The 26344-nt window shown below is 58.4% G+C and carries 16 protein-coding genes and 1 pseudogene; 9 read left to right on the top strand and 8 right to left on the bottom strand.

All coding sequences use genetic code 11. The features are described from left to right. Positions 1–151: 151 nt before the first annotated feature. Positions 152–1483, top strand: coding sequence for a PDDEXK-like family protein (locus DYZ14_RS19100; protein ID WP_154722161.1), 1332 nt, complete (start codon positions 152–154; stop codon positions 1481–1483). Between the two features lie 41 nt (positions 1484–1524). Further along, on the top strand, positions 1525–1746 hold the full coding sequence (locus tag DYZ14_RS19095; RefSeq protein WP_154722160.1) for a restriction endonuclease: 222 nt from the start codon (positions 1525–1527) through the stop codon (positions 1744–1746). A gap of 183 nt (positions 1747–1929) precedes the next feature. On the opposite strand, the gene brxL is transcribed toward DYZ14_RS19095, so the two are convergent. From brxL to DYZ14_RS19060, 7 genes are read right to left on the bottom strand one after another with little or no spacing between them, the layout of a single operon-like run. Continuing rightward, positions 1930–4011: a BREX system Lon protease-like protein BrxL gene (gene brxL, locus DYZ14_RS19090; RefSeq protein WP_154722159.1), complete on the bottom strand. Its 2082-nt coding sequence runs from the start codon at positions 4009–4011 to the stop codon at positions 1930–1932. 12 nt (positions 4012–4023) lie between these two features. Then, entirely contained in the window at positions 4024–6537 is a 2514-nt protein-coding gene (gene pglZ / locus DYZ14_RS19085; protein WP_232365594.1) for a BREX-1 system phosphatase PglZ type A, read from the bottom strand. Further along, positions 6530–10096, bottom strand: coding sequence for a BREX-1 system adenine-specific DNA-methyltransferase PglX (gene pglX / locus DYZ14_RS19080; RefSeq protein WP_232365593.1), 3567 nt, complete (start codon positions 10094–10096; stop codon positions 6530–6532). Before pglX ends, pglZ begins: the two co-directional genes overlap by 8 nt. Next, positions 10096–13641 carry a BREX system P-loop protein BrxC gene (gene brxC, locus DYZ14_RS19075; RefSeq protein ID WP_154722158.1) on the bottom strand — a complete coding sequence of 1182 codons (3546 nt, stop codon included), beginning with the start codon at positions 13639–13641 and terminating at the stop codon, positions 10096–10098. Before brxC ends, pglX begins: the two co-directional genes overlap by 1 nt. Before the next feature lie 8 nt (positions 13642–13649). Further along, positions 13650–14261 carry a DUF1788 domain-containing protein gene (locus DYZ14_RS19070; RefSeq protein ID WP_154722157.1) on the bottom strand — a complete coding sequence of 204 codons (612 nt, stop codon included), beginning with the start codon at positions 14259–14261 and terminating at the stop codon, positions 13650–13652. A gap of 2 nt (positions 14262–14263) precedes the next feature. Then, positions 14264–14881 carry a DUF1819 family protein gene (locus tag DYZ14_RS19065; protein ID WP_154722156.1) on the bottom strand — a complete coding sequence of 206 codons (618 nt, stop codon included), beginning with the start codon at positions 14879–14881 and terminating at the stop codon, positions 14264–14266. After that, positions 14881–15804, bottom strand: coding sequence for a helix-turn-helix transcriptional regulator (locus tag DYZ14_RS19060; RefSeq protein WP_195950032.1), 924 nt, complete (start codon positions 15802–15804; stop codon positions 14881–14883). Before DYZ14_RS19060 ends, DYZ14_RS19065 begins: the two co-directional genes overlap by 1 nt. Positions 15805–15932: 128 nt before the next feature. Between DYZ14_RS19060 and DYZ14_RS24165 the strand changes: the two genes are divergently transcribed. The 7 genes from DYZ14_RS24165 to DYZ14_RS19030 all read left to right on the top strand — a co-directional run bounded on the left by DYZ14_RS24165 (position 15933) and on the right by DYZ14_RS19030 (position 25613). Then, on the top strand, positions 15933–16076 hold the full coding sequence (locus DYZ14_RS24165; protein ID WP_195950030.1) for a hypothetical protein: 144 nt from the start codon (positions 15933–15935) through the stop codon (positions 16074–16076). A 19-nt stretch (positions 16077–16095) separates the two neighbouring features. After that, on the top strand, positions 16096–18750 hold the full coding sequence (locus DYZ14_RS19055) for a PD-(D/E)XK nuclease family protein (RefSeq protein WP_154722155.1): 2655 nt from the start codon (positions 16096–16098) through the stop codon (positions 18748–18750). After that, positions 18747–22142 carry a UvrD-helicase domain-containing protein gene (locus tag DYZ14_RS19050; RefSeq protein ID WP_154722154.1) on the top strand — a complete coding sequence of 1132 codons (3396 nt, stop codon included), beginning with the start codon at positions 18747–18749 and terminating at the stop codon, positions 22140–22142. The genes DYZ14_RS19055 and DYZ14_RS19050 overlap by 4 nt, the downstream gene beginning before the upstream one ends. A gap of 300 nt (positions 22143–22442) precedes the next feature. Continuing rightward, positions 22443–23408: a CBASS oligonucleotide cyclase gene (locus DYZ14_RS19045; RefSeq protein ID WP_154722153.1), complete on the top strand. Its 966-nt coding sequence runs from the start codon at positions 22443–22445 to the stop codon at positions 23406–23408. An 8-nt stretch (positions 23409–23416) separates the two neighbouring features. Continuing rightward, entirely contained in the window at positions 23417–23929 is a 513-nt protein-coding gene (locus DYZ14_RS19040; protein ID WP_195950028.1) for an HORMA-1 domain-containing protein, read from the top strand. Continuing rightward, positions 23929–24882 (top strand): AAA family ATPase, encoded by a 954-nt coding sequence (locus DYZ14_RS19035; protein ID WP_154722151.1) that lies wholly within the window; start codon positions 23929–23931, stop codon positions 24880–24882. The genes DYZ14_RS19040 and DYZ14_RS19035 overlap by 1 nt, the downstream gene beginning before the upstream one ends. Next, positions 24879–25613 (top strand): DUF6602 domain-containing protein, encoded by a 735-nt coding sequence (locus DYZ14_RS19030; protein WP_154722150.1) that lies wholly within the window; start codon positions 24879–24881, stop codon positions 25611–25613. Before DYZ14_RS19035 ends, DYZ14_RS19030 begins: the two co-directional genes overlap by 4 nt. Before the next feature lie 37 nt (positions 25614–25650). Here DYZ14_RS19030 and DYZ14_RS19025 read toward each other — a convergent pair. Continuing rightward, positions 25651–26217: pseudogene (locus DYZ14_RS19025) on the bottom strand (RHE_PE00001 family protein); the annotation flags it as partial. Between the last annotated feature and the right edge of the window lie 127 nt (positions 26218–26344).

Genomic DNA, 26344 nt, shown 5'->3' with positions numbered 1-26344 from the left:
GCACTGGCCCGCCCCATTAAACCCAGGCACCTTGAAGGATATGAACGGTCATTCCATGAAAACAATGCCAACAACCTTGATGACGCATTCATAAACAGTTGATATTGTTGAAGATCACACAGTGCCCGATCCTTGGAAGGATGAAGCGGACTTGAACATCGATTTTGCTTTCCCAACGCAGAAAGAACTTGAAGACCTGTTCGTCAATAACAGAGACCTTCAACGCGTCGGCGCCTACTTGAATAGGTTCAATCCTATCAGGACGATGCGCATGGAAGGAATGGAAATCCGACATTCTTCCATTCTCGCTTGGCTCCTAGATCCTCGAGAGACACACGGCTTAGGTGATAAATTTCTGCGTGCTTTCCTCTGCGAAGCGATGAGGGGACAGAGCGGATTGGGTAGTCCAACTGCGTTGGAGATTGCACAAGCTGACCTACGAGATGCTGAAGTACGCCGCGAATGGCAGCAGATCGACATTTTTATTCTGTTACCTCGGTTGAACTGGGCATTCGTGATTGAGAACAAGTTCAACAGTAGTCAGCATGAAGGACAACTTGCCAAGTACGCCCAACGGGTAAAATCGATTTTCGAACCTCAAGAGGGGGCTCTAAAAGTTCGTGGCGTCTTCCTCACCCTATATGACGAAGTTCCCCAAGACGAAAACTTCGTACCAATCCAGTATTCAGCAATTTGCGAAATCTTGCCGAGTTTGATCGAAGACGACGCGAAAATCGTCAACAGTGACGTTAGCATATTCATTAGGCATTATATTGAAATCATTCAGGAGGCGGCAGGAATGAATGAGGAGCGCAATGAGATGGAAGCTCTTGCTAGGCAATTGTATCGATCCCACAAAAAGGTCCTCGATTTTGTCATGGATTATGGCGCCACAACCGACTTCATCCTTGCTATGGAAGCCACGCTCGGCGAGGGCTTGGACTACGGCGACGCTTTTGAAGTGGACGGCCAGAAATTCGTCTTCAATGGACACAGCAATCTACAGGTTAGCTTTCTTCCTTCGGGATGGATCGAGAGTTTAGGGGACGAATTAAACTGGAGCGGATGCGAAAACTGGTGGGCGGGATACCCGCTTATCTGCTGGCTCCAACTGCACGACGACCAAGAAGGGACTTCAGGCCGGCTTCGTCTCTACGCAGAGGTCGGTCCGATTTCGGACTACGACTTCCGGAAGTCACTTATCGAAAAAATCGCGGATGCGGCCCAGCTTCAGGGCCTTCGAAGTGTAAGTTTTCAAAAGACCGCGATGGATGAAGGAAAGAAATTCTCGAAATTCTTGAAGGGGAACGAAGCCCACGTCAGCGACACACAAAATATTGAAGAGATCGAAAAGGCCATGAGGAGCCTCCTTAAAAAATTCGAATCTGTATTCCAAGTGGTTGGAAATGTCCTGCCGGAATTCAAACGTTTCGGTTATCTTAGCCCGCTGGAAAACGCTGCGGCTACTCTCGCGAAAGAATAGGTTGAGCAGGTTCTCAGTTTTTCGTACGCTGCAGATCCAAAATGCCCCCCGGCAGGTGGTCAGCTAAAGGGCTTATCATCACGACCGGTAGCTTCACCGCCGATGCTCGACGTGAAGCCACACGGGATGGCGCCCCTGCGATTGACTTGGTCGATGGCGAACTACTATGTCAGTTGCTCAAAGATCGACGATTGGGTGTTGCTGTTAGAGAGGTGCGTACCGAGGAAATCAGCATAGATCACGGTTTCTTTTCCGCGATTTAGCCATAGATGCAGGCCCAAGTGAGCAAGCGTCGCTGACTACCGGACTCAACATCAAGCGTAATAGGCAGCTCATTGGGACAAACAGGTCATCCAAGCTCTCGAGCCCTTCAGCGTTCGCGCCTCCTCACTTGCGTAAGATTCTAGTGATAGGCAATTTTTGACCAATCGTTTCTTCGTCAAGGACTATGGCCGGACACCGTTGCGGAGGTAGGTTACCTCGAACGCCTTTACCTGGCGATAGGCCTGCAGGCGATTGGTTAGGCTAAAAGCATCGTTCATTTCGAACTTCTGGAAGATGTCGAGGCCCCGATCGAGACTGATCTTCCAGCCGCTGTCGCTAATGATATGGCGCGCGTGAATGGTGTTAGTTCCATCGAATTCCCAGGTAAACTTGATCCCGGCTGTCGCGCCGGCGGTCTCCACAGCCATCAGATTAGACTGCTGTTTGTCTGGGTAGGTATCATCGATGCACGTAATGAGGTGGACCGAGACCTCGTCCTCCGGTGCCTTGCGAAGGGCAACCATTTCGATGAATTCCATCAGATTCCTGACCTGATGAAACATGCGGATATATGGGTCAGTGATATTAATCTTCGTGGCACCTTCTATCCACGGCCAAAATAGGTCGGCGAAGGTCACGCCTTTTTGGTTCTCGCTGAAAACCTTATGCCCTTCGAGGGGGCCCATGGGCTTGGCACTTACCTCTGTCACAGCCGATGTGGCGGTTGCAGCAGGCATTGCCACGCCATCCAACGCTGGTTTCACCGATTGCTCCGGCTCCTCGTGCCGGGCTGCGCGCTTGTGATAGTACTGCGGATATTCCGTTTCCTCGAGTGTCGTGACACTGATCTTTCGACCGTCGCGCGCCGTGAAAGAGAAATCCGTTTCTGGATAGGTACTATCGATCCGAAGCAGTTGGTCCTTTACCCGCTTTCGCCCCTCCATCGCCAGATGCAGCATCTCCTCCACTTCGGTCTCGGTCGCATTGTCCGATGGGAACAGGAGCTTCATCATTCCGGAGAACGTCTTGTTCACACCGTCGCGGTCGCGCGTCGAGATGTCCGACGATAGGGTGAACAAACCCTGGTACCGGTTTGAATAGTCATCGTTGCGCATGTGCCGCAAGATTTCGGCAAGGTAGTCGACGACGAACCCAAATCCCGATGCGAACATTTCGCCGCGGATGACGTCGATCTCCCAGCCAGGAACATAGCTATGGAGACGATCAATGAAGGCTGAGTCGTAATATTTCTCGGGAAGCTCCTCAAAAAGGTCCGTGTGCTTCAGCATATAGGGAACAGTGTGCTGAGTGTTCCCAACGAAGACCATTGAAGCCTCAGCACCAAGCGTTTCCACGCCGCGAGAGAAGCTCTTGTTCGCCATGAAATTTTTCATGATGTCGACAAGCGCCTTGTCTACCCGCTTCTGGCGGCCTGCGAACTCATCAAAGGCTACGACGTCCCAATAACCTACCAGACCAATTTTGCCCGAACTGTTGTTGACGAACAGCTTGGGAACCGTGACCTCGCCGCCGGAAATCAGGATGCCGTGCGGCGAGAATTCCGAGAAAATGTGGGACTTACCGGTCCCCTTGGGGCCAAGCTCGATAAGGTTGTAGTTGCGCTCGACGAACGGGACGAGACGGAGCAATTGTAGGAGCTTACTACGTCGTCCGAACATTTCCGGATCGAAGCCGACTGTCTGAAAAAGTAGGTCAATCCATTCCTCGGTCGTGAACCCGTTTCGAGCCTCGAGATAGCTAGCATAATCGAATTTAGACAGCTGTATCGGCTTGATGCTACCGAGGATCCAAGGCGAGACGTTCTTGTCTTCGCTGTGCTCATACTCGACATCGGCGATGCACCAGACGCCACTGACAAGAAGCTTAGGATGAGTCTTCACAGTGCCGGAATCGATGATGACGTTCTTTATGCCGAGATTCGAGAAGGTCGCCTCATATGCGTCCTTGTCAGTGTTCAGATCGACGCTGACTTTGTCGATCACCTTCCACCGGCCTTTTTCGCGGATGTTCGACCGGATCAAGCCCGCCTCGTTGCGGTGCACATAGTGCTTGCGCAGGATCTCCTTGACGGTCTCAATCCCCGACTGGATCGAAGCCTCGTCATTGGTCGCGCAGTATTGGCCCAGCAGGAATTCGAGGACGTAGGAAGGGACGATAGCATTGCCCTTGACCGCCTTGACCAGGTCCTTGCGCACCACAAGTCCGGGGAAACGTTCGTTGATCTTGTCGTCCAGCGCGGTCATCGCTCCCCCACCTCAAAAATCAAAATCGTTCGAGAAGCTGCGCTTCAGCCTGTAGCGAACCGTGCGATACTCCCGGAAATGGGATGTCTCGCCGTGACGCTCGTCGAGTTTCAGGATCACCTCCTGGTCGTTAAATGCGTCGGCCTGGCGTGACAGCAGGAACCGGACCGGGACCTCGCGTTCACGCGGATTGTCCGAACGGAAGTCGAAGAGCAACTCGTGGCTGTCGGAAATCAGCTCGCCCGATTGGGCGTAGATGCCAGCGCGAAGCTGGCGCAATTGCGTTTTTTCAGTCACTGCTGTGACCTGATAGAAGCGGACTGAAATCTGGCTCGAGGTGATCATCTGGTTTGAGCTCCCTATGATCTCGACCTCGACCGCCGAGGTATCGCTCTGACGCTTCTTGTTGATCTTCACCACAGGGACGACGATCTCCTGGAGCGTCGCCCCGCCATGCACGAATCGACTACCGGAACCCTGCCGGCGCAGCCGGTTGATCGATTTGGGGATCAGCATTTCCACCGAGCCCTGAAGGACAACCTGGCACGGGGTGAAACACCGCAGGCCGTGGTTACCCTTCAAGCCGTGCCCCAAGATGAAGCGTCGGTCACGGAAGAGGATGGCTTCGCCCTCCACCGTGGCTGAGGAAAAGTCACTCTCCTCGATCGGCCGGTGCTGGTAGATAAAGCCGTGGTCGGCCGTGACAATCATATTGGCGGCATTGGCGCCATTGAGCTTCTTCACCAGCCTGACGATCTCCTCGATCGTGTCCTCGGCTGCCTCAAAGACGCGATCCTCAGAGACCTGCTTGTCGCCGATCGCGTCGATAAGGTTATGATAGACGTAGACTACGTCGTGGTCGCGAACGAGCGCGCGAGCCTGATCCTTGTCCATCCCCATCAGTTCCTCAGCCTTCAATGCCGTAGTCCGATCGCCTGTCCGACCGGTCGCCAGGATTTTCTTGCGGTTTTCCAATCCCTGCGAGCTTTGGCCGTTCACAAGAACGGTGGCGGTGTCGTTGTCCGCGATCTGCAGGTCGCCATTGGGAAGAAGCGAGGCCATGCCGAGCTGGGTATAGCTCGGCAGGCTACCCAACATCGGCTCGATCCCGGCCTCGTAGCGGTCGAGGCTCCGGATGCGCCCGAGGAGTTCCTCCGCGATCTCGTAGCGTAGTGCATCGGAGATGATGACGCAGATCTTCTGATCACGCCGACGGAACTCACCGACATGCTCGCGATAGAAGGTCCGCTGCGCCGGAATGGGCGGGGCCGACCAAGTGTCAGCCGTATCGACATGCACCTGCCAGGCGTCGTTCAGGCGCAATAGGTAGCTGTTGACGTAATGGTTCTCGATTTGCTCGAACAGCTCGCGCATCAGAGTCGCCTGTCCCGACTTTTGCATGTGCCAAACGAATTTCCGATAGAGCTGGTCGATCCGGAACCAGCTCTTCGCATAGCGCTGCACGCCCTCAGCGAGGCCAGTCATGCCAAGTGTCACCTGCGACATCGCCTGCTGAAATTCAGCGGCGAAGCCAATTGCCTCATAAAGATCACGGTAAGCGTCGTACCAGTAGCTCTGCCGGCGCTGACGAATCCAGTTCAGGACATCGGCTTGCGCCACGGTTCGGGTGCTGACCTCGTGGACCAGCGCCCGGATGATCGCTCGGTCGACTTCCTCGAAATAGTCGACCTCGATCAGGGTGCGGAAATCGCGTTTGGCCAGATCTTCGGCGATGCTCAGTACCTCGGCGTAGCTCGCCGACAACTTCGCAAAGGCGTCCGCAGCGTTACGGCTGTTCTTCCAACGGCGGAAAAACACTACGGCGTCGGATGTCAGGATAGGTTCGCCACCGACGGCGCTGCGGTAGCAAGACTTGAACAGTGTGATCGCGAAGTCGCCGAGGCTGGGCTTGTCGGTGCGATAACCGAAGATCCTGGTCATCTGGTCCCAAAAGAATCCATCCAGGCCGACGCGGCCGATCAGGCGTAGGCCATCGTCCCGGCCTTCTGCTAGCTCCGCCAATAGCGCTTCGACAACGGTATCGAGGCCGCCGTCGGCGGCGGCACTGATGCTGAGCATCCTCAGTCGCATGCCGGTCCTAGTGTCGTCCCCCCGGATGACGGTTTTCAACTTCTCCAGCCGGCGGCTGGAGCGGAAGAATTCCTGATGCTCGCGCACGAGGTCCTCGAACATGAGCGGCAGCCCAAGATCGCTCAGCCAGATCGCCACTTGGTCGGTCTTGAAGACCCCGGTCGCCAACTCAATGTCGAGCAGCCAGTTGTCGATGTCAGGCGGCCGGGGCCCTTCCCAATAGAGCAAGAACCGTTGTTTCGGCGCCTCGCGCAGGATCCGGTGTTTCACCGCAAATTCGGTGTTGGCGATCTTAGTCTTCTCGACACCGTCCAGCACCAGGCCCTCAAACGCTTCGCGAAATTCGCACGTCGGGTCGTACCAGAAGACAATACGATATTTGTCGAACTGGGCCTCGAGGCCTTTGGTAATCCGCTCAAGCATCGGCTCAATCATCCGTGTCGTTCAAGCCCTTGATGGGCTTCAGCGCAGCACCGAACTTGGGATAATTAGCCTTCACTCCGTCATCGAGGTCTATCTCGATCTTCTGCGTCGCCAGTGGGAACAGGACGTCGCGCTCCCAGGCGTCGAGCTCCTCGATCTGCTTAGCCGTCGCTTCGATCTCCTTCAGCGCTTTGGTTTTCTGCCCCCCAGAGGCTTCGCCACTTATGCTGAGCGCCTCCTGTGCGCGGCGGTGCGCCTCCAGCTTGGACCGAAACTCTCGCAGATACTCGTTTAGCACTACGCTCACCGTGTCAGGGCGGTAGCGGTGCATGTAGATCAGCGCGTTGAACGTGCCCCGTGGACTGGAGAACAGCCAATAGATGGGGCGCCTTTTGTAGCGCTTCACATGGTCACCAAAAAAATCTCGGGTAAAGTATTTGCGAATATCCTTGCCGAGCGCCTCCTCGATAAAGGCAAGGTTCTCTTGGAAATGCTGGTCCCCGAAGGTCACGCGTAGGAACTTGCGGAAGCGGGCAGCGATATCATCGACAAACCAGTCGCCATCGAGCACCGGGATTACACCGTCACGGTCTGGCTCGAAGGTAGGGTTCGGAACCTTGGTAAGATAATCCTCCAGCCCTTCGCCCTGGTTGGCCAGGATCGTGCCCGGCGCATCGACGCTATACCGGCCGAACATGCAGCCCACAGCGTAGGAGACGAACTCGCGCGTGGTGTCTGCGAGCAACAATGGCTCGAGCTCAGCCTCGCTCCTCTTACCGCCATATCGATAAGCGGGATTGCAGGTGAGCGTAATCTCTTCCAGTGGAACCTCCGCTGTGAGCTCGTCCTGCAGACCGTAAGCATTGATGAAGATTCGGTTATTCTCTTCCTCGAGCCGCTGCATCTCCTCTGTCATGCCGCGCCAACGGGCGCGCAGACTGGTATAGGTCTCGGCCAACGAGCTCCCGCGATGCTCCGCCGCGAGCAATGGGAGCGCAGCAAAGCCCCAAGATATTTCGTAGCCGTCCCAATCCAGTTTGCTGATGTTTACCGCTTTCCGCCCCAACTCATTGGTCGTCGGATTAATCGATGTATCGTCATATCGCACCGGGACGCGCCCCATCGGGCCCTCATGAAAATCCAAAGTTGGGCTTATGGCACCCAGTAGATAACTAACTATTTTAGTGTTGAAGAGACCGAGAAGCGCAAATGTATTTTGGATCTCGCGCGGAAACAGCATGGCGCCTTTCGTTTCAAAAATGCTGCCTTGGGGTGAATACCTCAGAGAGAATGCCCCGCTTGTTACCGTCGACCATGTCAAGCCCTCGTGAAAATACAGATCCCGATTTATCACTCTCCCATTCGATTTTACTCGAACTCCCGGTGTATTATCGATGTAGTCGCACATCTCCCGGCCGTTATTTTCGTAATTTACTACGAAGTAGTTGTTCCCATACCAGCGACGGAATTCTCCTCCTTTGTTGAGAGGAAACCACTTAGCACGGGAAACGCGCCCCTCATCAGGTGACAAACCAAAAGCACTGCGCGCGTTTGTAACTTCAAACCATTGGCGCAAAAAACGATCGTTGTTGGTTGTCGCCATTCCCTGTCGCGGGCTCGCCAGCTTGTTTAGGGAGGGGTACTTTTCGAAAGCTGCGAGGGTCGAGCTGCTAATCCAATATGCAATTGGACTGGAAGGAATCTTTTTGAAATTAAATTGCTGAAAGCTATGCCGCCCGAAATGCGGATCGAGAAACAAACGCTCAATCTCATGGACTGGCCTAACATCCACGTGCTTGTCGAATAGCCGGCGATAGATAGCAGTTTCGCTGGACTTTGGCTCACGATTGCAGATCGTGAACGCCACAGATCCGAAGTCGGATCCGAATATTCCCCGCCCGAGTTGTAGAAGTGATTTGAGCGCCTGATGATCCAAGAGCCATTTTCGACAATTTTCGAATGACCCCAAGAACAACCATGATGGTAAATTAATCATTCCCCACATTCCGCATGGCCTACAAAGGCTTGCGGCGCGTTCCATAAAACAAGTCATCAAATCGGTCTTGCTGTCCGGGTATTGAGCTTTCAGCCAGTCACCCAGAATCTCGTTCATCCCCTTTCCACCCATGTACGGCGGGTTCGCTACCACCACGTGATACTTCGGGGCGAGAAAGTCTGCCATGCGCAACACAGTCTGTACCCGTTCATGCACGCTGCGCAGAAACAGATTGCCTTCTCCGTGCTTGCTTTCAACGATCTGCTGCAGATCAGCAACTTCGGTGAGCGCCGGCCGGATCAGAGAGCCAAAATTGTTCGCTTCTTCGAACTGGGTCAGGGTCTGACGAAGCGGCGCGGTGAATAGGTCGCGCCCGATGGCATCCATGTACTCATTGAGCTCGCCAGGCTCGAACCTGATTGGCTCCAGCACGCAGACGTTGGGCTGCACGCCATGCCGCAAGAAGCGCTTCCGTCGCGCCGCCGCCTTCATCGTAAGCGCAAAGGCTGCCAGCGCTCCGGCTCGCTCGTCGAGCTCGATGCCATAGAGATTACGTGTAAGGATAAGGCTGGGGATCTCAGCCGCGTCATAGCCCTCTTCCTCATAGATCGCGTACAGCAGATCGAAGGCGTAGGTCAGCATGTGCCCCGAGCCACAGGCGGGATCGCAAACCTTGATCTCCTCCGGTGAGGAGATGCGCAGGAACTCGGTCTCCGGCTCCTCAGGCGCGATGTAATAGTCCATCCGCTCCTTCAGCCGGGAGTTCGGCCGATTCAGCATCCACAGCCGGCCGATCGAATTTTCCACCAGGTAGCGCACGATCCAGTGCGGCGTGAACAGCTGGGTGGCGGCGGGAATGTTCTCGGGCGTGATCTTCTTGTTCTTTTTCAGACCCGCGAACACCTCGTCTTTCTTTTCCGAGATGTAGAACTGATAGAGCCAGCCAATGATCTCGACGTCCTGGCACGCCTCCTCGGTCATCACAGTGCGTAGTCGGGCAAGGATACTGCTCTGCGAAAGCAGATCCTCGGGCATCAGCAGCTCGGTGTAATCGGCAATCGTCTCGAACATGAACGGCATCGCCGCATGCCAGTGGTTGCATGCCGCGACCAGCAGCAGGCGATACGCCTCGCCCTGCGGATCGCGTGACGGCGTGCGGTTGTCGAGCAATGCCCGAACCTGCGTGGCGACCGCTTCCGGAACTTCGCCACTAATGCCCCCCGCCATCGCTTCCGACAGGATCTCGGGGCGCGTCTGCCCATCAGCCGGAGTAACGACTCGGGCAGTCGTATAGCCATTGGCGTCCATGAAACGCAGCGCGGTGAATCGGTTAAACCAAGTATAGGCGACCCGTTCGATGACCTGATCGCGCGACGTGCCCCCAATCTCACCCGCGAGCTGTTGCACCGCCTTGGGTGCCTCGCGCCGTGCCGCGCTGTTGTCAGCCAGCACCTGCGCGAGTTTCGCCGACACCTGGTCGCGCAACACCCGCCGGGCTTCCTGCGCGAACTTCTTCAGCGTGCCGGTGTCCATTGATTTGCGCTGCTGTGTACTCATGGGGGTAGTCGCATCCATCAGATCGTGATCCTTTTGCCCGCACGTATTTCCGTGATCAGCGTCTCGCGCAGGACATCGAGGTAGGTGTCCACGTCCCGCTCATCGGCGAGAAATGGCTTAGCGTAGGCGATCCGCAGCGCCGTCGCCGCGACGTACTCGGTGCGTGGCGGCATCGGTGTGGGTGCAGGGCTTCCATTGTCGCGGAACCCTGGCCCCTCTTCTCCGGCACCAACGGGCTCGTCTGCGAGCTTTGACGCCGGCGTAGTCACCCGACTGAGGAGCGCGGGATAGGCAATCGCCTTGAAGCCGTTCACCCGTTCGCGGATCACAGCAATCAGGTTGCTGTTTTCGATCGTCTCAAGGACGCCGGCGAGCCCGGCTTCGATCTCTCGACGATCGGGATCAGACAGGGTGGGATATTCGGGCAGTGCCTGCAATTTTTCTCGCAGCACCGCTACCTCGGAGAGTGCCGCCTTGCGCTCCGCTACGATCCGGGCGTCGACCTCGGCCCTCAGAGAATCGAGCGAGCCCTTAATCTGTTGAATGGCGTTGCCCTTGAGGCAATTCAGATCGTCCAGAACCGCGCGGATTACGCCCGCCCTATCATCGCCGCCGTAGCCGAAATTGGCGCCCTGGTCGGTGAGGTAGGTGCGCGCCTCGTCGTAAATCTTCTTCTGTGATCCCCCCATGAAGCGGCGAACCGGATCGAGAACGGTCTCTTTCAGATCGAGCAGATGGTCCTCGTGTCGGTTGAGCTCCTGCACATACCAGGCATAGGGCTTGCCGGTGATCTCGCGCACGGCCTCCTGCACCTGAGTCAGCGCTGCGAGGAAGGGATAGCGAGGGGACTGCGCCTCCAATACCGCGAGCTCGTTCTTGAGATCGGCGAACGCCGCAGCCGTTTCGAGACCCAGTGCCTTTCCTTCAGCGCCCGCCGGCTGCGAGTCGAAAAACTCGCCGAAGAACTCCTTGAGCTTACGCGTCTGGACAGACGTGAACTCCACCTGCAACTCCAGCACGATGTTGCCGTGCGCATGGGAATTCTGAAGTCCGCGTTGCAAGGCCTCGCCCTCCAGCGGGCCGCCGTCCTGGCGCGTCTCAATCTTGCCTCGTCCAATCAGACTGGCGGTAGTGCAGAGAATCGCGGCGTAGGACCAACCGTAGGGCTTGCGTTCGAATCTCTCGAGGATGGCCTTCACCGTCGTGCGGATGCCAGTGCGGGCGTTGGCTTGGGCGTAGTTCAGGACCTCTTGCTCGGCTTCGGTCAGGTTGGCGTGCGCGCCCCCGAACATGCCGTCGTTGCCTTGCACCAGGAACTTGCCGATCTCGTTTTCAGAATAGACGATGCCGCGCAGCATCCCGAGATTGACATGGACCTTGTCGACAAGGGTCTGGAACGCGCGCTCTATCCTGGCCTGCGGATCTTCTGACCGAACATCGATCTCCTCGCCACGCACAAACAGACGCGCGTCGGCCAGCAACGACCGAGCTCGGAGGGTAAGATCGCGCTGGCGACTGCTGTTCTGCTCGCCCTTATCGCGGATAATCCGCTCGATGGTTGGCTGCTGCGCCACCGCGCGGGCCTGGCGGACATATTTGTCCGTCCGCTTGAACATCATCAGGTCACTTACGAGGCGCGCGTCAGCGTTCAGGACGACCGCGAGCTCATCGCGCGACATGGTGCGCATTGCGATGGCCTGTGCGTTCCCGCTCTGCTCGTGAAACGGTGTTATGACGTTGATCGCGAGTTCGTAGTCGCGCCCTAGAAGCCGATCGTCCAGGTAACGGGCGAAGCTGTAATCCTGAGACGAAGCTTCATGCCGGAGCTTCCGGCTTTTAATGATCCCGTCGAATACGAGGGTCTCCAGCTCCTTGGCGATCTCGGTGGTATCGACCTCGATCGCCTTGATCTCCTGCTCGACATCCTTCTCCTCGTCGGTCAGGAATTCGAACAGGTCGCCGTTGCGCTGAATATAGGTATTGTGCTCAAGGAGACTGAGCGCGTCTTCGACGTTTCGTTTGTGCTTGGTCAAATCGACTTCGAACCGATCAAGCATCAGGATAGCGATGTTGCGCGCCGTCGGCTTGAAGGCCTTGACGTATTTGACGAGGAAGAGCGCCTTCAGAACCCGTATCGCGAACTCGTCGCCGAGGTTCTTTTCCGCGATCAAGACCGATTGCTGGACATTCGACTTGAGCGCCGTGCGGATGCCCTCGAACATCTGATCGAAGGTCGCGATGCCGCCGACCGTAATGTCCGCGAGCCGGACCGCCACCTCTTGGAAGACGCCCAACATAGACCGCTCCCCGACCGAGCTGTGCTTGCCCTCGAAGGCGTTGTGCTGTGACAGGTTCTGGATCGCCAACTGAAACAGCGGGTACTGGTAGGGTACGAATGGGTAGCTGTGGATGAAGTGATCGCGGTCTCGGAAATTCTCCAGGCGGATCGAACCGTCTGAGAAGTCGAACAGCGTCTTCAGATTATTGGCTTCGCGATGGTACAGGTCCGACAGAACCGAGATGCCGGTTTCAGTCTTCTTCAGGAGTCGCTTCTGGATTACCTCGGCAACATCCGCACTGTTGAGCGGCATCCGATTCGCAAAGCGCGCTTGGATCTTGGAAAAATCGTTCTCCTGCCGCTGGGTCATGTCGCCGATGACCGCGCCCATATCCTGCTGCGCCGTGACGATGATCCAAGCTCGACCTCGGCACTTGGTATTGAGGCTTTCTGCGATAGTTTGCAGATTGGTCATCAGCTTGACGTTGTCGGCGATGTACTGGCCGACCTCATCGACGAAGAAATTCAGCCTGAATCCGGGTGCCTGCGCATCGATGTAAGCCTTCACCTTGTCAGCGAAATCCTCGATCGACGACCGGAAATCCTGGCGGTACCGCGTCAGGATTCCTTGGCCCTCAGACGAATCGCCCCCCGTCGCCTGGGCATAGGCCTTGGCGACGTTGGCGCTTTCCAGCAGCGCCTGTTCGCGCCCGCGCTCCCAAGCCTTGCCGGCTACGGCCTGGTAGGCTGTCCGAAAACCCTCGAGAACGCCCCGACTGTCCAGATCGCGCTCGAACTGGGCGATGTGCGGCTGCTTTCCGTAATAGCCGCACATCTCGTCGAAGACTTTCTGAAACACCGAAAGCAGGGCGTCGATCTGCTCTTTGGAGATCACATCGGCTTTTTGGTCGATGTTGAACAGGATGCTCTTCGAGGGGATCGCGACCGCCTTGCGCAGATCGGCCGCCAGGATCTCGTTATCGGCGCATTTCTGCTTGAACATCTCGTAGGCTAGCGTTCCATGCACGTCCCGGTTTTCAAGAAGGAGCGCTAGCATCTTGAGCAGATGCGATTTACCCGATCCGAAGAAGCCGGAGATCCAGACGCCGTTGGCCCTTTCATAGTGGTTGTAGGCATCGAGAAATTTCTCGAGCTGACGCTCGATCTCATTGGTGATGACATATTCTTCGAGCTCAACCCGAAGGCTGGCCTCGTCATCGGCCTTGATGACACCCTCGATCGCGCGATCGACTGGTTTCTCGAAAATATCGCGAAGTTTGGCCATGTCCCCCCTCAGACTTCGTAGTGCATTATATTGAACGCACGGTAATATTTATCGTCATGTAGAATGCCAAACAGGTCGAGTGACGCGCCCGTGGCGAGGCCGTGGGTATAGGTCCCCGGAAAGAACATCACTGTCGGCTTTTCTTTTGCCGTGCTCTGAAGATTATTCAGCACGTTGTGCGATCGAATGAAGGGATAAACTTCACCTACCCCCGACAGGAACAGCACGTCGAATTCCTGGCGCGAAAGTCGCGCGCCGATTTCAGGAACCAAGTGAGTCTCAGGATCGAGCACCCCCTGAAGGAGTTCCTTGAGTTCGTCCTTGCTGATGGTTGCTTCGGCGGCAAGAATCTCGTCCCAGATACCCCGTTCTCGCAGCAGCGCGACGCTGAGATCGTACAAATTGATCTCGAACGCCCGTACCCCTCGAGTTTCCAATTGATTGACGAGGCTTGCGCGCATCCCCTCCATGGCGAAAGCCTCATCCGCCGGATAGGGGCAGATGAAGAATGGCACTTCATTGCCCAGTCCCTGCTTCTTCAGAAAACGCTGACTGGCGATCACCTTAAGCAGGTGATCAAATCGGCTCTTTGGATCAACGGCCTTTCCCACTCGCAACATCGTCAATTCCCCCCCAACTGCCGTTCCGCGCCCGGGAAGAACCGAAGTTCGTCGGGATAACCGGTCTGTATCGCGGCCAACACACGCGGCGATAGCAGTGCCCCACGGATCTGGTGATCCGGCGATAGGATCTCAGCCTCCCGCATGAGACGAAAGAGAACGGCGCGAAGCTTGGTTCTGGTCGTGTCCGACAAGTCCGCTAGCTTCGGTGACCATTCTGCCTTGGCTGCCATGAAGATATCGAAGTCGTCGTAGGTGAGATCGGTGCGGAGCAAGAGAAACCGCTCGTTCAGCACCTCCACCGCGAATTCGCCGATGAAGCGGTAAGCGCGGCAGCTAGCAAGCCACAGCAGCGCCGCCTGCTCGCTTCGCTCTCCTTCGATAAAGAGCGCTAACTCATCGGTTGAAAGGTGTTTGAGCCGGTTGACGATCTCACGAATTGAACGCTGCGCAGAGCTCGCCTTTCGCACCGGAAACGCGCCGCTTAGCCTGGCCTTCGCAGCCGTTGCATCCCAGCTTTCATCGGCCGCATGCAACCGAGCGACAGCGGCACTCTCGTTTATGAACAGCCCGCCCGTCCCGAAAGACATTAGATATGATCGCTGCCCCACTCCCTCCATCAAGCGCTCCCGCCGACTTTTGGAGCTTGGTCGACTTCCCCAAAGTCGAATTCGGCGCGCCTTAGCGCGCGCTCAGTCTCATGGGCATTCAGCGCTACAATATGCTGAGTACGCGGATTTTGCTGGCTCGCATCTCCCAAGAGCCCCAAGCGCTTGAGTACATAAAACAGCATCGCATAGCGGACCGTCAGAACGGCGCGCTCGTTCGTCATTCCGTAGTCTTTGGCCACAACAGCACGCTGACTCGTAGTCAGACGCGGATGAGGTCCAATCTCAATGTCGAAAGTCTTTTTCCATAAAGCGTCTTGATCACCGCCCGGGCCGGGAACGTCCATATCGCGCACGCCGAGAATGCGAGGCAGCAAAAAGTCCTTGAACTTGTCGTCGATGTGGCAATAGGCGCGAGCATGCCAACGGAAACCATCATAGCCGAAGGCATGTGGTGTCATTCGGCGCCACGTCGGATCGGTGCGACTGCTGCTCATCGATTGATAGTGGACTTCAATCGAGCGGTTCTCGCGGATGGCGCTGAGAATCGCTTTCAGCACACATGAATCCACCTCGCGGTGCGGCGTCAGGGCAATGTCGGTCTCGGGCGGATGGGCAATCCAGGATTCGCCGGGATCAGCCATGCCCTCGGCCAGCGACCGCAAGCGGGAAAGGTAGCCGTCGGGATCGGGCTTTAGGAAAAGCGGCGAAAACTGCGGGCTAGCGACATAACGCTTGGCACTTTTGTCATAGATCGCGTTCTGCGGCGCACGCTCCTGATAGAGCGTCAAATCCTTAGACGCCTGTGGCACGGACACGTCAAACATCTGGATGATGTCGGAGCGATTGACCCCGCCTTCCCAGAACAACCGAAACTCGATGAACTCGAGTCGGCGCTCAACGCCCCACTTCAACACCGCTACGCCTTCCGACATCGTCACTCCAATTTTGTTCGCCGATACGAATAGAAACTATATGGACATATCGACGCGATCCGTGTAATTATTATTCCCATCGACAGCGCGCGTCAATGGTGGCGGCGCGAAATTCGTGAGGGAAGGCAATGCCAAAGCGCGGTTCGAAAGGCGAGGTTACGAGCAAGAAGGCGGCGAGCGCGGCGGGCAAGGTCCTGCGGGATCCGAAAAGCAGCAAGGCGGCCAAGACCGCGGCGGCATCGGCGCTGACCCAGCGCCCGAACAAGAAGTAATCCGGAAGGGGAAGCGAACATGGCCGCTGTAAGTCGATCCACTCTTGTTGTCCACGGTCGCCTTGCGAGGCGGGAAGCCCGCCTCACGGCTGCTCGCAGCGGTCATCATGGTCTCCAGATCATGTCTTTCGAGCAGGCCGCTGTGCGACTCGCCGGCGGCTTCGCCCGCCCTATCGACGAGGAGAGCCTGCGCGCAGCTATCCAAACGGTTCTACCTGCGACGCCGATGGGCGAGCTGGAAAACATTAAGATGCTACCGGGAATGATCGGTGCTGCGGCCGATACGCTGCACAAGGCGTGGCGCGCCGGTATCGATCTCGCCGCCCGCTCGTGCGACCATCCCAGACTTGAAGCCATCGCTCGCTTGGAAGCCGCTGTCCTCGCCGAACTTCCGGGCGGGATGATGCGCCCGGTCGATATCGTCGCGGCTGCTACCAGCCGTATCGCCCATGCGCCCGCCGTTCTCGGCGGGATGGAGATCGTCGGCCTCACAGAGCTGTCTCCATGCTGGCGACCCCTTTTGAAGGCGCTCGCCACGCGCATCGTCGTACAGTGGACGGTTGGTCCTCGCTCTGTACCAGCCTGGTTAGGTGGGGACGGAGTGTCGGTCGTGCAGGGCGAAGCCGAGCGACCGGCAGTTCATTCCGCCAGCGCCGCGACCGCCTATCACGAAGCCATCGAGGCCATGCGCTGGGCGCGGTCGTTGCTCGCCTCGGGCGTCTCAGCCACCGAGATCGCCATCGCCACGGCATCGCCGGCCGATTACGACGATCACTTCCTCGCTCTACGCGCCGACACCAATATTGACCTGCATTTCGTTCACGGCGTCCGGGCCGTCAGCACGCGCGAGGGACAGGCGGCCGCAGCGCTCGCAGACATCGTCGCGCGCGGGCTTTCACAATCGCGTCTGCGACGTCTCGCGGCCCTGTGTCGGGATTCCTCCCCCTTAGCGTCCCTTCCCGAAGGCTGGCTGCGCGTACTGCCTAGCGATGCGCCCCTGTCCACACCTTCTGCCTGGAACCGCCTGTTGGCGCGTCTCAAGCCGAATGACTGGTCCGATGGCTTGGACCACGTTCCCGCGCTGCGCGCTGCAGTCCAACTACTGGGAAAGGGACCAGACGCCGCGCAGGAAATCGGCGAAGCCTTCCTAAAGAGCCGCGCCCTGTCGATCTGGCGCAAAGCGTTGCTGGCAGGTCCCGCCGCATCGATCGACAGCACGATCGAGGCGCTGAAACAGGATGATGGTCTGGAGGCCTGCGTCTCCATAGCCTGGATGCCGGCCAGCGCGCTGGCCGCATCGCCCCGGCGTTTCGTTCGGCTGATCGGTCTCAACTCCTCACGCTGGCCGCGCGGCATCGCCGAGGACCGGTTGATCCCCGATCACATCATTCCCACCGCAGAGCTCGACCCGCTTCCCGTGAATCTTGCCGATCGCCGCGATTTCGAGACGATCCTCGCCACCACCAGCGGCGACGTCGTCCTCTCCCGCGCCCGGCGCGACAGCGACGGTCGATTGCTTGGACGAAGCCCACTGCTCGCCGCCTATGGCGACGAAACCTATCTGCGCCGCAACGCCGTTCCCGCGCATGCCTTCAGCGAAACCGACCGGCTGATGGCGCGGCCGCAGGAATTCGCCGGCGATCCGCGAGCATTGAGTGCGCGCGCGTGCTGGCGGAACTGGCGCCTCGCCGAGGTGACATCCCATGACGGCTTGGTCCGGCCCGATCATCCCCTCATTCTCGCGATCCTCGACCGAACCCAGTCGGCGAGCTCTCTCAAGATGCTGCTGCGCAGTCCGCTCGGTTTCCTCTGGCGCTATGCTCTCGGCTGGAAGGCACCGCAAAACAGCACCGAACCCCTTGTGCTCGACGCGCTGCAAGCCGGCGACCTTATCCATCTCGTGCTGGACCGCGCTTTGCGAATCCTCGAAGTGACCGGCGGCTTGGCGGCGGCCGATATATCGGCCATCGAGGCTGCCGTGGCCGAGGCCGCCGATGCTGTGTCAGCCGAATGGGAAAGCGAGCGCCCCGTTCCCCCCGCTGTTATCTGGGGCCGCACGCTCGGCGATGCCCGAGTTCTTGCTGGGCAGGCGCTCGCCTATGGCGACGATCATCAGCCGGGCAGCCGATCCTATGGGGAAGTCCCGTTTGGCGGATCCGAGCCGAAGTCGGAGGCGGCACTTCCCTGGGATGCCAGTGCGCCGGTGACCATCCCGGACACCGGATTTCGCATCGCAGGCTACATCGACCGGCTTGACATTGCCGGGGACGGCAGCCGGGCACTCGTGCGCGACTACAAGACCGGCAAGCCACCCAAGGGCGATATCCGCCTGAACGGCGGGCGAGAGCTTCAGCGCTGCCTTTATGCTTTCGCGGTCAAGGCGCTGTTGGGCGACCACATCGCGATCAGCGCCTCATTGCTCTACCCGCGTGAACCGCTGGATCTCCAGCTCGACGACCCGGAGGCCGTTTTGGCCGACATTTCGGGTTTTCTGCGGGCGGCGCGAGTGACGTTCGCGAGCGGCGCTGCGCTGCCAGGTCCGGATACCGGCGGCAGCTATGACGATCTCGCCTTCGCCCTGCCGGCAAACGCTGGCGCCACTTACTGCAAACGTAAGCAACCCGCCGCGACCGAGCGACTCGGCGATGTCGCTCAGGTCTGGGATGCCGAATGATGAGCAGTGTTAAGATCCTCAAGGACGATGGAGCCCGCCACGACGCGATCAGCCGTCATGACCGCTCCATCTTGGTCGAAGCCGGCGCGGGGTCAGGAAAAACCGCAGTCATGGCTGGACGCATTGCCATCATGTTGGCGCAGGGCATCGCGCCGAGCGCGATCGCGGCAGTCACCTTCACCGAACTGGCGGCGAGTGAACTCCTTACGCGCGTCCGGGATTTCGTCGCCGATCTGGCTGCAGGCCATATCGCACCCGAGCTGCGCATCGCCATGCCCGACGGCCTCTCGCCGGCACAGCGCGACAATCTGGTCTCGGCCAGTGCCGCCATCGATGAGATCACCTGCTCGACGATCCACGGCTTCTGCCAGCGGCTGATCAAGCCCTACCCGGCGGAAGCGGATATCGATCCCGGCGCCTCCGTCATGGATCGGAATCAGGCCGATCTCGCCTTCCTCGAAATCGTCGATGGCTGGCTTCGCGAGCGCCTGTCCGGCGGCCAAGGCGGCATCCTGGCTGAGATGGTGCTGCACAGCCCAGGCGAAACCGTAGCGCTGATGCACAAGATCGCCGAAGCTCTCCGCCGCCGCAGAAGTCTTGTGGCGCCGGCGGTGACGCCGCTCGCTGACCAGCTCCAAACGTTTAGGCAGGCTGCCGCCCACCTCCTGGCATTCATGCAAACGGCGGGCGTTCACGAGCCGGAAACAGAAACTATTGCCGCGCGCCTGTCCGAAATGGCGACGGCTCTGCCATCCGCTGCAGACGCCGTCACGCCCTCAGGCCTGGTCGGATTGCTGGTCTCCCGTCCGCATCCCGATCTATGCACAAAATCGGGCGGCTTCTCCTCCTATCGTAAAAAAGGCAAATGGGCCGCCGCCGCCAAGCAGGCAGGCCTTTCCAAGGCGGACGGCGACAGGCTGAACGATGCGGCCGATACGCTGTACGAGGCCTGCTGCACCGCGTGGACCGCGCTGCTTGAGGCGGCCTCCACTCTGGTACTGTCGGCGTTGATCGAAGAAGCCCGGCCGATCCTGCAGCGCTACCGCGAACACAAGCGCGCCAGCGCCCAGCTCGATTTCGACGATCTCATCCACGCCGCGCGCGACCTGCTGCGCGATCATGGGGCCGTGCGGCAAGCGCTCGGACAGCGCTACGCGCGGGTACTCGTCGATGAGTTCCAGGACACTGACCCGCTCCAGGCGGAAATCTTCTGGCGCCTGTGCGGAGATCCGGGCGACGATCCGCAGGACTGGACCAGCTTCCGGATTCGCCCCGGCGCCCTTTTTCTCGTCGGCGACCCCAAACAGGCGATCTATCGCTTCCGTGGCGCGGATGTCGGCGCCTATGTCCAGGCCCGCACGGCCTTTTCGGTGCAGGACGCGGATGGCCTTGTGTCGATCTCAACCAATTTCCGCTCCCGCGCTTCGATCCTCACCTTCGTAAACGAAAGGTTTGAGACCATCCTGTCGGCCGATGGTCAGCCCGGCTTTACCGCGCTCGATCCTTTCCACGACGATCGCGATGATAGCCTCTGCGTCGCCGCGCTGGACATCGCGGTGGCCGATGAGAACGGCAAGGCCAGCGCCGAGCAGCAACGCGATGCTGAGGCCGACGCAGTGGCCGAACTCTGTGCCCGGATGATCGGCAGCCATCCCGTCATCGACCGCAAGACCGGCGAGGACCGCGCTTGCGAGCCCGGCGACATCGCTCTGCTCGCCCCAACCGGCGCGGAGCTCTGGCGGTATGAGGAAGCCCTCGAGCGACGCGGTATCCCGGTCGCGACCCAAGCCGGCAAGGGACTGTTCCGCCGCCAGGAAGTGCAGGATCTCATCGCATTGACGCGGACACTCGCCGACCGCCGCGACACGCTGGCGCTCGGGGCGCTGCTGCGTGGCCCGCTGGTAGGCCTCAGCGAAGAAGAATTGCTCGACATCGTCTGGACGCTTCCGCGATCCGCGGAGGAGCCTGACCGAATTCCGCGGTTAGACCTCAGCGTCGATCCTGCGACGATCAACCATCCGCTGGCCCACGATGTTATCGAGCGGTTGCAGGCGCTCCAACGGCGCGGCAACAGCACGACGCCGCACGACCTTCTTTCGCAGGCGGTGGACGTCTTTCGAGTCCGACCGATTCTCTTCGACCGTCATCGAGGTCAGGCCGAGCGCGCGCTCGCCAATGTCGATCTTTACCTCAGTCTCTCGACCAGCTTTGCCGTGCGCGGCCTGCGGGCCTTCTCGGAAGCCATGACCGCTGCCTGGACAGAGGAGGCCCGCGCGGTCGAAGGCCGCCCCGATGCGCAGGAGGAAGCCGTCGCCCTCTACACCATGCACGCGGCGAAGGGCCTCGAATGGCCCGTCGTTATTCCCATCAACACCATGACCGGTGTGATGGCGCCCGACAGCGCCGTGATCGATCGCCTGACCGACACCTTCTACTGCCCCATCCTCGGTGTTCCGCCATCCGGCTACGACACGGTCCGTCAGGCCGAGAAGGATGAGCTGGATCGCGAGCGAGTCAGGCTTTGGTATGTCGCAGCTACGCGGGCTCGGGAGCTGCTGGTGTTGCCGCGGCTCGATGTGACGCCCTCCAAGTCGGCCTGGATCGGTCTGGTCGATCTGTCGCTCGCCGCCCTTCCGGCCCTCGACGCTTCGCATCTGCCGCTCGATTCGATCGCGACAAGCAGCGATGAAGGCAATGATCAGACGCGCGAGCATTTCGCCGCCGAGGCCAGCGCGATCGCCAGCCGACAGATTCGCCTGACCTGGCTTGCGCCGAGCCGCGACGAGAACACAGTCAGTCCAGTGCTTCAGTCAGAGGAACCGGATGTCTGGGTCGGCCCGGAGGATGGTCCGGCGCCCGACCTCGAAACTTCATCACTGATCCAGGGCGGGCGCGAACGTGGCCTCATCCTGCACAAGCTCATGGAAGAGGTGCTGACCGGAGAAAGCGACGAAGCTACTGGGGCGCTCCGCGCGCGAGCCGAAGCTTTCATCGGTGCGCTCGGCAAGACTCCATCCGCTGATCCGTCGCACGGGCTGTCCGTTGACGAACTTGCGCTCTGTGTCACACGGACACTGGCCCTGCCTGCGATCGCTGCACTGCGGCCTGCGCTGCTCGCTGAATTCCCGGTCTATACCCTTCAACATGAAGATGCCGATCTAATCGCGACCGCCGGCATTGCTGATGCACTGACGATCGATCCTGATGGCCGACCGTTGGTGGTTGTGGACTGGAAGAGCGACGTGAACCCCGACCCGCAGATGCTCGATCATTATCGTGCTCAGGTCCGGGCCTATCTCGACATGACAGGCGCCGAAAAAGGCCTGATCGTTCTGATGACGAGTGCGACGGTTATCCCGGTCAATCCTTCACCCAAGACGAACGCGAACTGAGAAGATCGTCACAATGGCCTTCCGCATGCGTAACGCTCGTTCAAACCAGGACGCGCTATTCATTCCGGGCGCCCACTGCTCAGCCAGAGCGGCTCGTCATTGAGTGCAACGGCTAAGAAGCCCGTGCTCCATTTAGCGATCGAGACAGCGCTCCATCATCTACGGTTCCCTCATTCAAAACACATATATTTTATTGACGGGAACATTTTTTATACGTATATAGTTTCTATTAGTATGGTCGACAGCCTGCTACTGTTGCCTGGCGTGTAAGCCAAGCATACGCCGCTGGTGGAGATGGATATGAGCCTTGAACATGTGGGTCACAGAGAGATACTCAGCTTCGCAGAGGAGCGTGTAAATCTCCCTCAGGACAAAGCGCAAGAGTATCGAGCACAAGCGCGGCGGCTGCGCGAAAAACTCGAATCCTATCTCGACGAACATCCCGATTTTACTCTTCGGAAGATAATGCTCTCAGGAAGCTTGGCGAAGGGTACCGCTCTGCGATCGCTGAATGACATCGACGTGGCTTGTTATATCAGCGGCGCCGATGCGCCGCAATCGGTCAGCACCTTGCTCACATATCTTGCGGAGCGGTTGCGCAAAGCATTCCCGAACTTCACGGCCGACCAGGTGACCCCCCAGACCTACTCCGTAACCGTCTCCTTTAGAGGGTCAGGGTTAGACGTCGATGTTGTGCCTATTCTTTATGATGGAGATGCACAGTGGTTTGGAAACCTTGTGAGCCAAGATGACGGATCATTCCTTAAGACCAGTATTCCCCTTCACCTCGAATTCGCAGGTAAGCGCAAGAAAGCTCAGGAGAAGCATTTTGCTCAGGTCGTCAGACTCGTCAAATTCTGGGCTCGCCGCCAAAAACAAGAGCGCGATGGTTTCCGTTTCAAGTCGTTCATGATCGAGCTGATCCTGGCCAAGCTTTGCGATGACGGTCTCGATTTGTCCGACTATCCCGAAGCGCTGCAGCACTTCTTCACCTATATCGCGACGAGCGGCCTTAAAGATCGGATCGCCTTTTCCGACTACTATCCGCTCTCTACCATCGGTTCATTTTCCGAACCTATGCGGATTATCGATCCCGTGAACGCACGAAATAACGTTTCGCGACTCTATACCAGCGGCAACATGGAAGACATCGTGGATGCCGCACTGGACGCAGGCGATGCAATCGATGCCGCGTTAGCGGCTCCTACCAAGCAACTGACCATCGGCTACTGGCAGAAGGTCTTTGGTTCCACGTTTCAGTTTTGAGGGCGGTGATGTCCAGCTATAGTTACACAGAAACTGCGACATTCACCGTTACTCATGCGCGTCATATGGCGGCTAAGATCGCGACGGACCTAAAACGCATTCAACGCCTCTACGGTGAGCCAACTGACCAGACCATTGCCGACTATGAGGCTGAAGCCGTCGCCATGATGAAGGCGGGCTATCTGTCGTCCGTCACCTATGGTTTCAAGCGCGACGGTTCATGGATTGAACCAACGCTGAAGTACACCGCGCGCGATCTCGCCAACGGAATGGCGAATGATGATGATCCCGGCAAGATTCGCCCCGGGAAAGATGTATCAAACGCCTCATTCACCAGCTTCATGAATTACACCGACGCGTTTTTTGCTCTGCCTCAAGGGGATCGCGATACCTTTAAAAGCTCGCTTCCCTTTCAGCGCTCCACCGGAACTGAGCCGCCGGTAAATGGATATCTCGCCTCCGATCACACCTATTCTGCTGGCGGTCGGGCACTCGATCGCTCATGCGTAAGGAGCTACTGATGCAAAACATGCCCGGACTGGACGAGCTTTTTGAGCGACGTCAAACTTATCCTGATTTCGAGCCTCAGGAGCGGCTCGCGCGACTAGTCGGTCTCGATGACCAAAAATCTCGCTTGGCCAAAATCCTTGGTCTCATGGTCAATCCGCAGGGGCTCGAAAAGTGGGCTTCCCGTTTTCATGCAGCTGAAGCGCGAGCCTTGCTCGATGTCATCTTACGTCGCCCGCCACTTGTTGTCCTCGCAGGGGACGTGGGGTCGGGCAAAACCGAGCTCGCCGAGACGATCGGAGACGCGGTAGCGCGCCAGGAAGACATTGAGATCACCTTGTTCCCACTCAGTCTGGCCACACGCGGCCAGGGCCGCGTCGGTGAAATGACACAGCTGCTTTCCGCGGCATTCGAGCACACGGTTCAGGCGGCAAGCAAGCTCAGGGGAGATCGAAAAGCCAAAGGCGGCATCATCCTTCTAGTCGACGAAGCCGACGCCCTTGCACAGTCACGGGAATCTTCGCAGATGCACCATGAGGATCGCGCTGGCGTCAACGCATTCATCCGGGGTATCGACCGCCTTGCGAACCTTCGGCTTCCTGCAGCGGTGATCATGTGTACGAACCGCCTCAATGCCCTCGATCCTGCGGTACGTCGCCGAGCTGCGGACATATTAGCGTTTGCTCGTCCGAGCAACGAGCAGCGACAGCACATCCTTTCGCTTCGTCTCGGCCCGCTTGGAATCACCGCAAGCCAGTTGCAGATGCTGGTGTCGGCGACTGGGGCAACGGGAGATGCTCCCGGTTTTACGTTTTCAGACCTAACCCAACGCCTCCTGCCGACAATCGCGCTTGATGCTTACCCGCACAAGCCGGTTGAAGGAGCACGCGCACTGCAGATCGCAAAGGCGATGCAGCCGACGCCTGCTTTTCGCGATGAGGTCGTAGCAATAGAGGTTATCCGATGAGCACCTGGTCTATCCAAACGCTCCTTTCAGAGCTGCATGACGACATTCAGGAGCGACTAGGGCGTGCCCGAAAGGCTTTCGGCCATCCCGGAACGAAGGGCGACGCCAGTGAAGCTGTCTGGCTTGAGATGATGCAAACTTATCTGCCCATGCGTTATCAGGCAGCATCTGCCCATGTCGTCGACAGCACCGGAGCATTCAGCGACCAGATCGACGTCGTCGTCTTCGATCGCCAATATTCGCCCTTTATCTTCTCTTTTCAGGGGCAAACCGTCATTCCTGCGGAGAGCGTGTATGCGGTCTTTGAGGCCAAGCAATCTATCAATGCAGAACAAGTCGCATATGCCCGCAAGAAAGTTGCGAGTGTTCGATCTCTGCATCGCACGAGCCTTCCTATTCCTCATGCGGGTGGCACGTACCCAGCCAAGCCGCTGCAGAATATTATCGGAGGTTTGTTGACGCTGGAGAGCGACTGGTCACCCGGACTTGGCGTAGCGCTCACCAGTGCGCTGACTGACGGCAGCGAAGCTGACCGGCTCGATCTAGGCTGCGTGGCAGCGCACGGCATCTTCGCTCGCGATCTGGAAGGGGTCGACATGCTCACCCCTATGCGAAAGCCAGCAACTGCATTCCTCTTTGAGCTGATTGCTCGACTGCAGGAAAAAGCCACGGTTCCTATGATTGACATCCGGGCATATGCGCGTTGGCTTGATGTTGATTTACCGACATAGACGGCGACCGAATGGTGTTGACGCGCCCTGGCAAAGTTTACAAAGAACCCCACGCCCGAAACCTCCCCCTCCCCGTCATCTCTCTCAAGCCCAACTCCAAAACAATCCGCCGCGCCGCCTGCGGCGTGACGTCCAGCGTCTTCGCCACCATCCCGGCCGACACCAATGGTTTTGCCATCACCAACTCGACCAGCTCCGGCAGCTTTGAAGAGGTCCGGCGTCCGTCCAGCTTCCGCTCCATCATTTTTCGCGCCAGCGCCAAACGATCGTGCTCCTTCAGCCCCATCTCGGCGGCCGCGATGAAACCGTGGGCGATGGCGAGCAACCGGGTCTGCCGATCACGATGCCGGCGCTGATCGACGGGAATGGTCTTGAGACCGAGATTGATGGCGACGAGATGGGCACCGGTGGTGATCCTGGCCTGGCGCAGGATCGAGGCGCACAACAGCCGGCCAAGCCAGGGCGCGTGCTGAAGCACGGACAGTTCGTTCCAGGCATCGAGGGCGACGATCGCCTGCAGCACCGCCGGCAAGTCTTGAGCCTGCCGCAGCACACCGCGCCATTCGTCGAGCCTGGAATCCTCGTCCCAGTCGAGATCGTAGATGGGGCTCCGTGGGCATTTCTACATTAATACACGCTAAGGGAATTTGAAGTTGTTTGGATTGAAGCGGTTAGCCCGGATTGGCCTGAAGCGTTCGAGGGGTCGGTCAATTTCGTTCCAGAGGTAGTCG

It is taken from the genome of Ciceribacter sp. T2.26MG-112.2 (assembly GCF_900492205.1).
Lineage (GTDB): Bacteria > Pseudomonadota > Alphaproteobacteria > Rhizobiales > Rhizobiaceae > Allorhizobium > Allorhizobium naphthalenivorans_A.
The sequence above is the reverse complement of the archived record's forward strand: the minus strand, read 5'-3'. Positions and strand labels throughout refer to the sequence as shown.

Bases quoted from the DNA above. Each gene is read 5' to 3' on its own strand.
- DYZ14_RS19030 (WP_154722150.1), top strand. From the start codon at position 24,879: ATGAGCACCTGGTCTATCCAAACGCTCCTTTCAGAGCTGCATGACGAC.
- pglX (WP_232365593.1), bottom strand. From the start codon at position 10,096: ATGGATGCGACTACCCCCATGAGTACACAGCAGCGCAAATCAATGGAC.
- DYZ14_RS19060 (WP_195950032.1), bottom strand. From the start codon at position 15,804: ATGTCGGAAGGCGTAGCGGTGTTGAAGTGGGGCGTTGAGCGCCGACTC.
- pglZ (WP_232365594.1), bottom strand. From the start codon at position 6,537: ATGATTGAGCCGATGCTTGAGCGGATTACCAAAGGCCTCGAGGCCCAG.
- DYZ14_RS19070 (WP_154722157.1), bottom strand. From the start codon at position 14,261: ATGTTGCGAGTGGGAAAGGCCGTTGATCCAAAGAGCCGATTTGATCAC.
- DYZ14_RS19040 (WP_195950028.1), top strand. From the start codon at position 23,417: ATGTCCAGCTATAGTTACACAGAAACTGCGACATTCACCGTTACTCAT.
- DYZ14_RS19065 (WP_154722156.1), bottom strand. From the start codon at position 14,881: ATGGAGGGAGTGGGGCAGCGATCATATCTAATGTCTTTCGGGACGGGC.
- DYZ14_RS24165 (WP_195950030.1), top strand. From the start codon at position 15,933: ATGCCAAAGCGCGGTTCGAAAGGCGAGGTTACGAGCAAGAAGGCGGCG.
- brxC (WP_154722158.1), bottom strand. From the start codon at position 13,641: ATGGCCAAACTTCGCGATATTTTCGAGAAACCAGTCGATCGCGCGATC.
- DYZ14_RS19035 (WP_154722151.1), top strand. From the start codon at position 23,929: ATGCAAAACATGCCCGGACTGGACGAGCTTTTTGAGCGACGTCAAACT.
- DYZ14_RS19055 (WP_154722155.1), top strand. From the start codon at position 16,096: ATGGCCGCTGTAAGTCGATCCACTCTTGTTGTCCACGGTCGCCTTGCG.
- DYZ14_RS19050 (WP_154722154.1), top strand. From the start codon at position 18,747: ATGATGAGCAGTGTTAAGATCCTCAAGGACGATGGAGCCCGCCACGAC.
- DYZ14_RS19095 (WP_154722160.1), top strand. From the start codon at position 1,525: ATGCCCCCCGGCAGGTGGTCAGCTAAAGGGCTTATCATCACGACCGGT.
- brxL (WP_154722159.1), bottom strand. From the start codon at position 4,011: ATGACCGCGCTGGACGACAAGATCAACGAACGTTTCCCCGGACTTGTG.
- DYZ14_RS19045 (WP_154722153.1), top strand. From the start codon at position 22,443: ATGAGCCTTGAACATGTGGGTCACAGAGAGATACTCAGCTTCGCAGAG.